Origin of the sequence: Corynebacterium stercoris (assembly GCF_024160105.1) — a bacterium.
GTDB classification, from domain to species: domain Bacteria; phylum Actinomycetota; class Actinomycetes; order Mycobacteriales; family Mycobacteriaceae; genus Corynebacterium; species Corynebacterium stercoris.
In genome coordinates, this window is the sequence record NZ_JAMFTQ010000015.1 from 1 (window position 1) to 12750 (window position 12750).

Below are 12750 nucleotides of genomic sequence, written 5' to 3' on the forward strand. Positions count from 1 at the left end.
GTTCATCCTGAGCCAGGATCAAACTCTCCACAAAAAACACCCACACAACATGGGTGCCACGTTTCAGAAGAAACAGGCCGTGAAAAGCCCAATACCCAACCAAAACAACCAACCACACACCACCAAACACCAAACAGGTGCTTCACAGTAGTGCGTGTACTGGCAAAAAATGTTTTCCAAAAATTACTGCAAACAACCAACCCCACCATCCGACGAGGAAAAACATGGGGCTGGCCAAAAAACTTGCAAAAAAATGATGCGAATCAATCATGAACCACACCAACAATGGCATCCCCATCAATGGATTCAAGACACCACCACCGGCACACACCAACCACACCCCAAAAAACCAGGGCGCAGCCAATGCCACAGGCACACAACCAACCACAAACAAAAAATGCATTGGCACACTATCGAGTTCTCAAACAACACACGCACACCCCAACACCCCAGAACCAAATCCAGGTGCTGCGAGTCACGCTAGTTTCTTAGATCGTCAACGGTAGTTTTCCTAACCGCTCACACACCAGACACAAACTGTCTCGGCGGGGCGTTGTCGGTCGCGCTGACTCGAACTAAGTTACACACCCCACCCACACAACACAAACCCCCAGCACAACCCCACAAACCACACACCAACAAACACACAAACAAACGTCGAAAAGCGTCTTAGCTCTGGACGCGCTCGATGTTCGCGCCGAGGGCGTTGAGCTGCTCCACGAAGGACGGGTAGCCGCGGTCGATGTGGTAGACGTCGTGGACCGTGGTCACGCCATCGGCGACAAGGCCGGCGAGGACGAGGCCGGCGCCGGCGCGGATGTCGGAGGACCAGACATCGGTGGAACTGAGCTGCTCGACGCCGCGCAGAACCACGTGGTGGCCGTCCACGGTGGCGTCGGCGCCAAGGCGCTGCATCTCGTCGACGAAGCGGAAGCGGGCCTCGAAGACGTTCTCGGTGATGACGGATGCGCCGTCGGCAATCGTGGAAATGGCTATAGCCATCGGCTGCAGGTCCGTCGGGAAGCCGGGGAACGGCAGGGTCTGGTAATCCACGGCCTTGGGGCGGGTGTCCATGCGGACGCGGAAGCCGTTGTCGTAGGTCTCAACGTCGGCACCCGCGAGCTTGAGCTTGCTCAGCGCGAGGTGCAGGTGGCGCGGCGCGATCCCGGTGACCGTGATGTCGCCGCGGGTGATCGCCGCCGCGTACGCCCAAGTGCCTGCCACAATTCGGTCGCCGACCACGGTGTGCTCGGTCGGGGCGAGGGAATCCACGCCGTCGATGGTGATGGTGGATGTGCCGGCACCCTCGATGCGCGCGCCCATCTCGCAGAGCATGTCGCAGAGGTCCACGATCTCCGGCTCGCGGGCGGCGTTGTCCAGTACCGTCTGCCCCTCGGCGAGGACGGACGCGGTGATGATGTTCTCCGTCGCGCCGACGGAGGGGAAGTCCAGCTTGATGGTGGCGCCGCGGAGGTGGTCCGCACGCGCCACCACGGCGCCGTGCTCGATATGCGTGGTGGCGCCCAGCTTCTCCAGGCCGGTCTGGTGCATGTCCAGCGGGCGGGAGCCGATGGCGTCGCCGCCCGGCAGCGCCACGCGCGCCTCATGGCAGCGGGCAACCAAGGGCCCCAGCACCGCGACGGAGGCGCGGAACTGGCGCACGGCCTCAAAGTCCGCGTTGGGGGAGACCTCGGCCGGTGTGTGAATGCGCACCGTGGCGCCGTCGATCTCCACGTCGCAGCCGAGGCCCACCAGCACCTGAGCCATCAGCGGCACGTCCAGGATCTCGGGGCAGTTGTGCAGCGTGGTCGTGCCCTCGGCGAGCAGCGCCGCCGCCATGAGCTTCAGCACGCTGTTCTTCGCGCCGTCAACCTTCACCACGCCGGACAGGCGGGAACCACCGGTAACCAGGAATTTCTCTTTCACGCTCCCAAGAGTACCGGCGATGGCGGGGCAGGCTTAGGGCAGCGCGCCGATGCGGCGGGCGGCGTTGACCGCCTCGTAGCGGGTGTGCGCACCCAGTTTGCGCATCACGCTGCGCAGGTAGGACTTCACGGTCTCGGCACCGATGCCCATCTCCTCCGCGGCCTCGACGTTGGTGTGGCCGAGCGCCACGCAGGACAACACGTCCAGCTCGCGGGCGGACAGCTTCGTCGACTGCTTCACGCGCACAGGCGAAACCATCTGGTCGCAGAGCTGCTCGAGCTCCTTGCGCAGCGCCTCATCCTCCACGCGGTTGGCCAGCATGCGCAGTTTGGAGTGGGTGGAGCGCACCTGCTCCCACTCAGCGCCGTTCATCACGCGGCCCGGTTTGGCCGGCGCCTTGCCGCCGTCGGCGCGGCGCATCGCGGAGTTCACGGCCAAGTCCTGCTCCAGGGTGCGGGCGGTGAGGGTGACCTCCTCGATCACCTTGTCGCCGAGACGCACCGTGGAGTGCACACCCACATAAAGCACGCCGCGGATCTCGCGCTGCACAATCACCGGCACAGCCACCACAGAATGCAGGCCCTCGTCCTGGATCACCTTGTCGTACTCGTGGGAGATCACGTTCGCGCGGGTGTAGTCGGACACACCCACGGCGCGGCGGGTCGTCACCACACGTCCACCCACACCGCACCCCTGCTCGATGGTCAGGTTCTGCAGCGCGGGGGTGCGCAGGCCGATCCACTGCGTGATCTGGAGGCGGTTATCCGCCAGCAGGGTGCCGTACATCGCCACCGGAATCCCGGTAGCCGTCTTCAGCGCGGTAAGCGCGGCGCGGATCGCGTCGTCGTCATCTTTGATCCGTTGGGCATCAACCGTCATGGGTTCTTCAACCTTCCCGCCAGCTTTCTCGCTGCCACTTCAACGCTCCTGATCATAACGCCTGAGCGGGGGTAGCAAAACTTGCCCTCGCCGAAGCCCGCATGTTGGAAGCTGTCTGTTTCCCTACACCCGCGCGTTGCCCCCGGGGGAAGCGGTCGGGGGGAGACGTCGGAAAGCAAGGGCTTTCGCTTTCCGACGTTTCGTTTCCCCTGCTCAACATGAGAGACCACACAGTCTTTTTGGAAAAGACTGGACGGTCTACTTTTCGTATGTATACTTCGGAACCGTTAGCGAATGCAAGCCCGAATCTAAGGAGCAGTAGTAGTGGCAAACGTTGCAAATAACGTCCTGGACCTCGTCGGCGGCACCCCGCTGGTTGAGCTGCACGGCATCACCGAGGCGCACGGCGCGAAGGCCCGCGTGCTGGCGAAGCTGGAGTTCTACAACCCGGCGAACTCTGTGAAGGACCGCATCGGTAAGGCAATCGTCGAGGCCGCCGAGGCTTCCGGCGAGCTGAAGCCGGGCGGCACCATCGTGGAGGCCACCTCCGGCAACACCGGCATCGCGCTCGCGCTCGCAGGCGCGGCGAAGGGCTACAAGGTCATTCTGACCATGCCGGAGACCATGTCCACCGAGCGTCGTGTCGTGCTGCGCGCCTTCGGTGCGGAGATCGTGCTCACCCCGGGTTCTGCCGGCATGAAGGGCGCTGTGGAGAAGGCGAACGAGATCGTCGCCGAGACCGAGAACGCCATCCTGGCCCGCCAGTTCGAGAACGAGGCAAACCCGCGCGCCCACTACACCACCACCGGCCCGGAGATCTGGGCTGACACCGACGGCCAGGTGGACATCCTGGTCGCTGGCGTGGGCACCGGCGGCACCATCTCCGGTGCCGGCAAGTACCTCAAGGAGCAGAACCCGGACCTCAAGGCCATCGCCGTCGAGCCGGCTGCTTCCCCGCTGCTGAGCAAGGGCGAGGCCGGCCCGCACAAGATCCAGGGCCTGGGCGCGAACTTCGTGCCGGGCACCCTCGACCGCACCATCGTCGATGAGATCATCACCGTGACCAACGAGGATGCGGTTGCCACCTCCCGCGAGCTGGCCCGCGAGGACGCCATCCTCGGCGGCATCTCCACCGGCGCAAACGTCAAGGCAGCCCTCGAGGTCGCCGCGCGCCCGGAGAACGAGGGCAAGACCATCGTGGTCGTCGTCTGCGACTTCGGCGAGCGCTACGTCTCCACCCTCCTCTACGACGACATCCGGGACTAAGCTTTCCGACGTTCATTTACCCCCGCCCCCAGCCCGAATACAACGGGCAGGGGGCGGGGGTTCGGTCTGTAAGCTCACCGGCATGTTGTATTCGATCATCTCCACCATCCGGGAAGACCTCGCCAACGCGCGCGACCACGATCCCGCCGCGCGCGGCGACGTGGAGAACGCGATTGTGTACTCCGGCCTCCACGCAATCTGGATCCACCGGGTGTGCCACGCGATGTGGATTCGCGGCTGGAAGGCGCCGGCCCGCATCCTGGCGCAGTTCAACCGCTTCCTCACCGGCATTGAGATCCACCCGGGTGCGACGATCGGGCGCCGCTTCTTCATCGACCACGGCATGGGCATCGTCATCGGCGAGACCGCCGAGATCGGCGACGGCGTCATGCTCTACCACGGCGTCACCCTCGGCGGGCAGGTGCTCACGCAGACGAAGCGCCACCCGACGATCGGCGACAACGTGACCATCGGCGCCGGCGCGAAAGTGCTCGGCCCCATCACGATTGGCGCGAACTCGGCCATCGGCGCGAACGCCGTGGTGACGAAGGACGTGCCGGAGAACTCCATCGCCGTCGGCATCCCGGCGAAGGCGCGTGAGCGCAAGTCCGACGAGCAGGTCCGCCTCGTCGACCCGGACAACTACGTCGACCCCGGCAGCTACATCATTTAAACCAGGTCCTTGTACTCCGGGTTGGCGTCGATGCAGGCGCTCACCGCGGAGCACATGGGCACGACGCCCATCCCGCGCTCGCGGATGTCATCCAGCGCGTACTTGATCAGCGGCTTAGACAGGCCTTGGCCGCGAAACTTCGGATCCACCTCGGTGTGCGGCATGACGCGCACGCCGATCAGGTCGCTGTAGTCGGCGAACCCGGCCAGCTCTCCTCCGACCTTGATCTCGTAACGCTGGGCGGCCTCGTTGAGGCTAACGGTGTAGTTGTTCTCAGACATGCACCCACCCTACTGATCCCGGGGCGCCCGTGCCCCGCCTCGGGCCAGCCGCTTTGCTGCAGCCGTTTACCCAACCCCTGCAGAAAGGCCTTTTTAAGGGTGCCTGTGCAGAGAAGCGGTAAACGGCTGCAGCCCCTCTCGCCCCCTCGCCCAGCCAATGACGCAAGAAGCAAAAATTCCCCGCCGCATCACGTGCGACGGGGAATTCATTGTGGCTAGAGCCAGGATCGAACTGGCGACCCCACACTTTTCAGGCGTGTGCTCTACCGACTGAGCTATCTAGCCAGAACTGCTTAAACCAAGCTGTTCTGCGACCCTGACGGGACTTGAACCCGCGACCTCCGCCGTGACAGGGCGGCGCGCTAACCAACTGCGCCACAGGGCCATATTCTCTTGTTCTGTGCCCGCTTCCCGGCTGTTGTGGCCGTCGCTTGCACGAGTTGATACCTTACACAGACCCGCGCCGAGGCCACAAATCAGCAGGTGGCGGCGGGAAAGTGTCGTCGCAAAGCAAAAAACCCGAGGCGAACCTCGGGCTAATGGCGACCCTGACGGGACTTGAACCCGCGACCTCCGCCGTGACAGGGCGGCGCGCTAACCAACTGCGCCACAGGGCCGTACCCCCAACGGGATTCGAACCCGTGTTGCCGCCGTGAAAGGGCGGAGTCCTAGGCCTCTAGACGATAGGGGCGCTGATAACAGCCTCGCAATCATAAATCAGCGCCCCGCGCCGGACCAAACGGGCAGCTTAGCGAACGACGGGCGCGTACATCGAGCGTCGATCGGAGGAGCTGACGACCTGCGCGCCGAACGGGAAGCAGGTGACGGGGATCATCTTGAGGTTGGCCCAGGCCATCGGCAGGCCGATGATGGTAATCGCTTGGACACCGGCGGTGACAACGTGGCCCATCGCCAGCCACATACCGGCGAAGACGAACCACAGGATGTTGCCGATCATGCCGAGCGCGCCCGTGCCGGAGGAGACCACCTCGCGGCCGAACGGCCAGATGACGTAGCCCGCGATGCGGAACGACGCCAGGCCGAACGGGATGGTGACGATGAGCAGGCACGCGACAATGCCCGCGAACGAGTACGCGAGGAAGAGCCAGATGCCGGCGGTGAAGAACCAGATCACGTTGAGGATGAAGCGAATGAGACCCATGACCGCAGCGTAGCGCGGTCTGGGCGACCGCGTGCGGGTCTAGCTCGGCAGGATCAGCAGGCTCACGGCCATGACAGCCATGCCGGCGAGCATGCCGTAGACGGCGGTGTGGTGGCGGCCGGACTCGATCGCGGTGGGCAAGAGCTTGTCCAGGCTGACGAACACCATGACGCCGGCGATCGCGGCGAAGCTCACACCCAGGGCCTCCGGGCCGATGAACGGCCGCAAAAGGAGGAAGCCGACGATTGCGCCGAGCGGCTCCGCCAAGCCCGAGATGGTGGCCCAGCCGGCGGCGCGCCACTTCTGGCCGGTGGCTTCGCGCAGCGGCACGGCGACGGCGATGCCCTCCGGCACGTTGTGGATGGCGATGGCCAGGGCGATCGGCAACGCCAGCACCGGGTCTTCGAGGGCGACGACGAACGTGGCGAAGCCCTCGGGGAAGTTGTGCACTGCGATTGCGATGGCGGTGAGCAGGCCGACGTTGCGCATCTGCGAGGCACGCTGGACCCGGCCGGCATTTCGGGCGGCCGCCCCGGAGGCCGCGCCTGCGGCCACGCCCTCGTGCGGGTTCACGTCGTCCGAGGCAACGTCCATGGGCGGGCACCCCCGTGAGCAGCGGATAGCGAAAAGACCGGAAACGCTTCCGGTCTTCAAGTGGGCCCTCCGGGGCTCGAACCCGGGACCTGCGGATTAAAAGTCCGTAGCTCTACCAACTGAGCTAAAGGCCCAACGTACTCATCGTAGTCAATCCGCCCGGGTGGGCTGAAATCAGGCCTAGCCACCCCCTAAGGAGGGCGATCCCGGTTACAAAACGCCGGTTCCCTCACCGGAGATCGAAAGAGACGATCAAACTATGAGCGACCGCGTCTTTAACCCGAAGGAGGGTGCTGCTCATGGAGCTTGATCTCGTCGATCTCTCGCGGTGGCAATTCGGCATCACTACCGTTTACCACTATCTTTTTGTCCCGCTCACCATGGGCCTCGCCCCGATGGTGGCCATCATGCAGACGATCTGGCACCGGACTAACGACGAACGTTGGTACCGCGCCACGAGGTTCTTCGGCAACATCTTGCTGATCAACTTCGCTATGGGCATCGTCACCGGCATCGTCCAGGAGTTCCAGTTCGGCCTGAACTGGTCCGAGTACTCCAGCTTCGTCGGCGACGTCTTCGGCGCCCCGCTCGCCTTCGAGGGCCTGACCGCCTTCTTCTTCGAGTCGATCTTCCTCGGCGTGTGGATCTTCGGCTGGGGGCGCGTACCCAAGTGGGCGCACCTCGCCTCCATCTGGACAGTGGCGGTGGCGGTGAACATCTCCGCCTACTGGATCATCACCGCGAACTCCTTCATGCGGCACCCGGTGGGTGCGGTGTACAACCCGGAGACGGACCGCGCCGAGCTCGTGGACTTCTGGGCGCTATTGACCAACCCGACGGTGCTCGCCGCCTTCCCGCACGCCGTGTTCGGCTCCTGGATGCTGGCGGGCACGCTGGTCTGCGGCCTCGCCGGCTGGTGGATGGTCAAGGAGCAGCGCGCGGGCGACCCGGAGGGCAACGCCGCGACAATCTGGCGCAGCTGCACCCGCTTCGGCGCCTGGACCATCCTGGTGGCCAGCGTGCTCATCTTCGCCACCGGCGACAAGCTGGCGAAGCTGATGTTCACCCAGCAGCCGATGAAGATGGCCTCCGCGGAGGCGCTGTGCCGCACGGAGATGGACCCGCACTTCTCGGTCCTGTCCATCTCCACGCTGAACGACTGTGAATCGGCCGTCCAGCTCATCGGCATCCCCTACGTGCTGCCTTTCTTGGCGGACGGCAAGTTCAGCGGCGTCACCCTCCAGGGCGTGCTGGACCTGCAGGAGCAGTACGAGGCGCTGTACGGCCCGGGCAACTACACGCCCAACCTGTTCGTCACCTACTGGTCGTTCCGCATGATGATCGGCTTCATGGTGGTGAGCATGATCATGGCCGTCGTCGCGCTGTGGATGACTCGCGGCAAGCGCGTGCCCAGCGCCAAGTGGATCATGCCGGCCTGCATCGTCGCACTGCCGGCGCCGTGGCTGTCCAACATCGCCGGCTGGGTGTTCACCGAGATGGGCCGCCAGCCGTGGATCGTCCACCCGAACCCCGCCTACGAGGGGCAGAACCCGGAGGGCATGCAGGACCAGATCCACATGATCGTGGACTTCGGCGTGTCCGACCACCAGCCGTGGCAGGTGTTGCTGTCCATGTCGCTGTTCACCCTCATCTACGGCGTCGGCGCGGTCCTCTGGGTGTGGCTCATCACCCGCTACACCAAGAAGGGCCTCGACCAGCCCGGCCTGCACCACGGTGACTCGGAGCGGGTTGCGGAAATCACCTACGGGCCGGACGAAGACACGACGCTGGAGCCGCTGAGCTTCGGGGCCACTCCGACGGGCACTGCCGGATCCACTGTCGTCGATACGCAGGGCAAGGAGCGCTAAATGGATCTGCAAATCATCTGGTTCATCCTCATCGCCTTCTTCTTCACCGGCTACTTCATCCTTGAGGGCTTCGACTTCGGCGTCGGCATGCTGCTGCCGTTCATGAAAGGCGCGGGCGAGGAAAACGACCGCCGCCGCACCGCCGCGATCAAGACCATCGGCCCGGTGTGGGACGGCAACGAGGTGTGGGTCATCACCGCCGGCGCCGCGATCTTCGCCGCGTTCCCGGAGTGGTACGCCACCCTGTTCTCCGGCTTCTACCTGCCGCTGGTGCTCATCGTGATCGGCTTGATCCTGCGCGGTGTGGCCATCGAGTGGCGCGGCAAGGTGGACACGTACGAGTGGCGCCGCCGCTGCGACACCGCGATTGCGGTCGGCTCCTACCTGGCCAGCTTCCTGTGGGGCGTGGGCTTCACCAACATCGTCCGCGGCGTGCCGCTGAACGAGAACGGCCGCCTGGACAGCTTCAACGACGGTTTCCTCGGTCTGCTCAACCCGCTGGGGCTCCTCGGCGGCGTGGCATTTGTGGCGCTGTTCATGCTGCACGGCGCGACGTTCATCGGCCGCAAAGCGCATGACCCGCTGCGCAGCGAGGCGCACGCCATCGGCCTGAAGGTGCTCAGCCCGATCGTGCTGGTCGGCGGCGGGATCTACCTGCTGTGGATCCAGCTCACCATCGGTGAGGGCCTAACCTGGATCCCGCTCGCCATCACCGTCCTCGCGCTCTTGGCTACCGTCCTCGGCCTCGCGCGCGGCAACGACAAGCTCGCCTTCTGGTCCACCACCGTGGCCATCCTGGGCTGCTCGATCGTGCTCTTCGGCAGCCTCTTCCCGGATGTCATGCCGTCCACCAGCGCGGCGTTCGAGGGCTGGGACATCTACAACGCCTCCTCCAGCCCTTACACGCTGAAGATCATGACCTGGGCTGCCGTGGTGATCTTCCCGGTTGTCGCCATCGGCCAGATCTGGACGTACTGGCAGTTCCGCAAGCGCGTGCGCGTCTAGATCCCGTTGGCATCCCCGATCGACCCCCGCCTCATCCGGCTCGTCCCGCCGGTGCGGGGGTTCATCGTGCGCACGGGCGTTGCGCAAGCCCTCGAATCTGCGCTGGTCATCGCGCGCGGGGTGTGCATCGGCACCGTCGCCGCGAAGGTGGTGACGGGCGACGCAGTCGGTTTCCTGCCCTACCTAGTGATCCCGGTCGTGCTGCTGCACGGGCTGGTCGCGTGGGCAGCAACGCGAGGAGCGAACAGGTCAGTCGGCGCCGTGATCGACGAGCTGCGCGAGCAAGCTATGGCGGCACTTACCACCCGCGACCCGCGGGAAGTTGAGGAGCGCGCCGGCTACTGGCGCCACGTGCTCACGAAGGGTCTCGGCGATTTCCGGCCCTACCTCACGGAGTTCCTCCCCGCTTTGGTGGCCACGTGTGTGGGGACGCCGCTGGCGCTCGCGGTGGTGTTCTCCTACGACTGGGTGTCCGGCCTGATCTGCGTGCTCACGCTGCCGCTCATCCCGTTTTTCATGGTGCTCATCGGCAAGCTCACCGCCGATCACACGCGCCGCCGCCTCGAGGTCACTGCCGGGCTGGGCACGCAGCTCGCCGATCTGCTCGCGGGCGCGCCGACGCTGCGAGCGATGCACACCACCGAACGCCCGGCGCGCCAGATCCGCGAGTCCGGCGCGCGGCACGAGGGCGCCACGATGGGCGTGCTGCGCCTGGCCTTCCTCTCCTCGTTTGCGCTCGAATTCTTAGCGACGCTTTCCGTCGCCGTCGTGGCGGTGAGCATCGGCCTACGGCTGGTGGTCGGCGAGATCGCGCTGCTGCCGGGCCTGGTGGTGCTCATCATCGTGCCGGAGGTGTTCAACCCGGTGCGGCGCATCGGGGCCTCCTACCACGCGGCCGCCGACGGGCTCGAGGCCGCCGACGCGGTGCTCTCGCTTATCGACGCCGACCCGCCCGTCGCCGGGTCCTACCTCCGCAGCGGCGCCCCCGGCGTGCGCGCGGAGGGCTTGAGCGTTTCCGGCCGCGACGGCACCCGGCCGAAGAACCTCAGCTTCCACGCTCAACCCGGCACGCTGACCGTGCTCACCGGGGCGAACGGCTCGGGCAAATCCACCGCCCTGCTGGCCGTGCTGGGCACGCTGCCGGATAGCGCCGTCACCGGCACCATCACCATCGGCGGCGACATCGCCTACCTCCCCGCCCGCCCCGCGGTGGCGGCCGGCACGGTGGCGGAGAACCTCGCACTCATGGGCACCGCCCCCGCGGGCGAGCTGGCGGCCCTGCCGGGGTTGCCGCTCGATCACCGAGTGGCCGCCGACGGCAGCGGCATCTCCGCAGGCCAGCGGCAGCGGGTGGGACTTGCGCGTGTGTTGGCGGCGTCGGCAAGCGTGGTGCTCCTCGACGAGCCCACGGCGCACCTCTCCCCCGAGCTCGCCGCGGACGTGATTGGGCGGCTGCGCACGCTTGCCGACGAAGGCCGCACCGTCCTCGTTGCCTCCCACGACCACCGCGTCGTGGCAGCTGCTGATGAGGTGGTGGCGCTGTGAGAGACATCGCATATGTGCTGCGGCTAGCGGGTGTGCGCCGCCGCGACTTCCTCGCGCCGATCCTGGCCGGCAGCGTCACGTTGCTCACCGCGCTGGGGCTTGCGGTGCTCTCCGGTTGGTTGATTACGCGGGCGTGGGAGATGCCACCGGTGCTGGAGCTTTCCGTTGCGGTGACCGCCGTGCGCGCCCTCGGCATCTCGCGAGCGGTGTTCCGCTACCTCGACCGGCTTGTGTCCCACAAGCTCGCGCTGCGCTCGCTCACAGAGCTGCGCGCCGCGCTCTACGACGCCCAGTCCCGCGCCCCTGCGGCGTCGCGTGGCGATGCCCAGGCGCTGCTCGTTGCCGATACCGAGCGCGTGACCGACGTCATCGTGCGCGCGATCGTGCCCGCTGGGGTGGCCGCGGTGGTGAGCGCGGTGGCGCTTGTGGGTACGGTGCTGCTGCACCCCCTGGCCGCATTGGCTATGGCCTGCGGTTTCCTGGTAACGGGTGTGGCGGTGCCTGCGCTGGCCGTGCGCGCCTCACGCAACTCCGACGTAGTAGCCGCGGAGAACGCGTTCATCGCACAACTCGACTCGGTGCTCGCTGAGCGGGTCGAGTTCGCCGCCGCCGGCCTCACCGAGGCGCGCGCGGCGGAGGCGGCCCGCGCATCCACCGCAGCGAGCAAGGCGTGGGTGGCTTCCAAACGACCCGAGGCGCTGGCCGCCGGGCTGCAGGCCTGGGCGACGGGGCTCACCGCCGTCGCCGTGCTGTGGGTGGCGGCGACCGCCTACACAGGCTCGCCGACGTGGCTGGGCATGCTGGTGATGCTCCCGCTCGCCGCATTCGAAGCGCACGGGCCGCTCGCCTCGGCCGCCATCCACGTCGATGCCGCCCGGCGCGCCGCGTCCCGCCTACGCGCTGTGGCGGAGCAGCCCGCGCCGCCGGAACCCGCACGCGCGGCGACACGCGGGGTGGTCGCCCACGATCTGGCCACCCTCCACGGCGACACGGTGTGGAACTTCCGCCTCGCAGACGGCGAGCGGATGGTGGTGAGGGGACCGTCGGGAAGCGGCAAAACGCAGCTCCTGGCCACGATCGCCGGGCTGCAGCCGCCCCGCGCGGGCCGCGTTACGCAACCCGCCGGCGCGCGCTTCTTCGCGGAGGATGCCTGGATTTTCGCCACCACCGTGCGCGAAAACCTGCTGGTAGCCAACCCCACCGCCCCCGACGCGGTGCTCACCGAGGCACTTTCGGCGACCGGCTTCGAGTTCCCCCTGGACCTCCTGCTTGCCGACGGCGCGTCCTCCCTCTCCGCAGGCCAGCGCCGCCGCCTGCTGCTCGCCCGCGCACTCGTCTCGGACGCGGACGTGCTGCTCCTCGACGAGCCCACCGAGCACCTCTCCCCCGACACCGCTGCCGCGGTCTTGCGGATGCTCACCACCGAGCCGCTGCCGGGTACGAAACCGGACCGCACCGTCATCGTGGTGACCCACGTCGACGGCCCCGTGGGCGTGGAGACCTTCCCCCGGCCAGCCTGATCAGGAAGTGTCGACGTAAACCTGCCGGAAG

11 protein-coding genes, 5 tRNA genes and 1 pseudogene are annotated in these 12750 nt (G+C 66.4%); 7 read left to right on the forward strand and 10 right to left on the reverse strand.

The window, feature by feature from the left end; translation table 11 throughout:
• On the forward strand, window positions 1-273 hold a 273-nt coding region (locus M5J20_RS09370), incomplete at its 5' end, for a hypothetical protein (RefSeq protein ID WP_253578957.1).
• Between the two features lie 396 nt (window positions 274-669).
• Here the strand turns inward: M5J20_RS09370 and murA are convergent.
• Both murA and ramA read right to left on the reverse strand, forming a co-directional pair.
• Entirely contained in the window at window positions 670-1926 is a 1257-nt protein-coding gene (gene murA / locus M5J20_RS09375) for a UDP-N-acetylglucosamine 1-carboxyvinyltransferase (RefSeq protein ID WP_253578959.1), read from the reverse strand.
• Window positions 1927-1959: 33 nt separating this feature from the next.
• Window positions 1960-2805 (reverse strand): acetate metabolism transcriptional regulator RamA, encoded by an 846-nt coding sequence (gene ramA / locus M5J20_RS09380; protein ID WP_253578961.1) that lies wholly within the window; start codon window positions 2803-2805, stop codon window positions 1960-1962.
• A 324-nt stretch (window positions 2806-3129) separates the two neighbouring features.
• Between ramA and cysK the strand changes: the two genes are divergently transcribed.
• Window positions 3130-4071 carry a cysteine synthase A gene (cysK, locus tag M5J20_RS09385; RefSeq protein WP_253578963.1) on the forward strand — a complete coding sequence of 314 codons (942 nt, stop codon included), beginning with the start codon at window positions 3130-3132 and terminating at the stop codon, window positions 4069-4071.
• An 82-nt stretch (window positions 4072-4153) separates the two neighbouring features.
• Window positions 4154-4744, forward strand: coding sequence for a serine O-acetyltransferase EpsC (epsC, locus tag M5J20_RS09390; protein WP_437177643.1), 591 nt, complete (start codon window positions 4154-4156; stop codon window positions 4742-4744).
• Here the strand turns inward: epsC and M5J20_RS09395 are convergent.
• From M5J20_RS09395 to M5J20_RS09430, 8 genes and pseudogenes are all read right to left on the reverse strand, one after another.
• The gene (locus M5J20_RS09395) at window positions 4741-5025 is read right to left on the reverse strand and encodes a GNAT family N-acetyltransferase (protein WP_253578965.1); all 285 of its coding nucleotides are present in this window, start codon (window positions 5023-5025) and stop codon (window positions 4741-4743) included. The two genes, epsC and M5J20_RS09395, sit on opposite strands and share 4 nt — an antisense overlap.
• A gap of 212 nt (window positions 5026-5237) precedes the next feature.
• Window positions 5238-5310 (reverse strand) — tRNA-Phe (locus M5J20_RS09400).
• 26 nt (window positions 5311-5336) lie between these two features.
• A tRNA-Asp gene (locus M5J20_RS09405) sits at window positions 5337-5410 on the reverse strand.
• Between the two features lie 155 nt (window positions 5411-5565).
• Window positions 5566-5642 (reverse strand) — tRNA-Asp (locus tag M5J20_RS09410).
• A gap of 1 nt (window position 5643) precedes the next feature.
• Window positions 5644-5716, reverse strand: a tRNA-Glu gene (locus tag M5J20_RS09415).
• 57 nt (window positions 5717-5773) lie between these two features.
• Complete coding sequence (locus tag M5J20_RS09420) at window positions 5774-6187, reverse strand: YccF domain-containing protein (RefSeq protein ID WP_253578967.1); 414 nt, start codon at window positions 6185-6187, stop codon at window positions 5774-5776.
• A gap of 39 nt (window positions 6188-6226) precedes the next feature.
• Window positions 6227-6760 (reverse strand): annotated as a pseudogene (locus M5J20_RS09425) (ZIP family metal transporter); the annotation flags it as partial.
• Window positions 6761-6842: 82 nt separating this feature from the next.
• Window positions 6843-6915: transfer RNA gene (locus M5J20_RS09430), tRNA-Lys, on the reverse strand.
• 165 nt (window positions 6916-7080) lie between these two features.
• On the opposite strand from M5J20_RS09430, the gene M5J20_RS09435 reads away from it, so the two are divergent.
• From M5J20_RS09435 to cydC, 4 genes are read left to right on the forward strand one after another with little or no spacing between them, the layout of a single operon-like run.
• Window positions 7081-8649, forward strand: coding sequence for a cytochrome ubiquinol oxidase subunit I (locus tag M5J20_RS09435; RefSeq protein ID WP_253578969.1), 1569 nt, complete (start codon window positions 7081-7083; stop codon window positions 8647-8649).
• Complete coding sequence (gene cydB / locus M5J20_RS09440) at window positions 8650-9654, forward strand: cytochrome d ubiquinol oxidase subunit II (RefSeq protein ID WP_253578971.1); 1005 nt, start codon at window positions 8650-8652, stop codon at window positions 9652-9654.
• A gap of 6 nt (window positions 9655-9660) precedes the next feature.
• Complete coding sequence (locus M5J20_RS09445) at window positions 9661-11199, forward strand: ABC transporter ATP-binding protein/permease (RefSeq protein ID WP_253578973.1); 1539 nt, start codon at window positions 9661-9663, stop codon at window positions 11197-11199.
• Window positions 11196-12719, forward strand: a complete 1524-nt coding sequence (cydC, locus tag M5J20_RS09450) for a thiol reductant ABC exporter subunit CydC (RefSeq protein WP_253578975.1) — start codon at window positions 11196-11198, stop codon at window positions 12717-12719. The genes M5J20_RS09445 and cydC overlap by 4 nt, the downstream gene beginning before the upstream one ends.
• Window positions 12720-12750 lie beyond the last annotated feature (31 nt).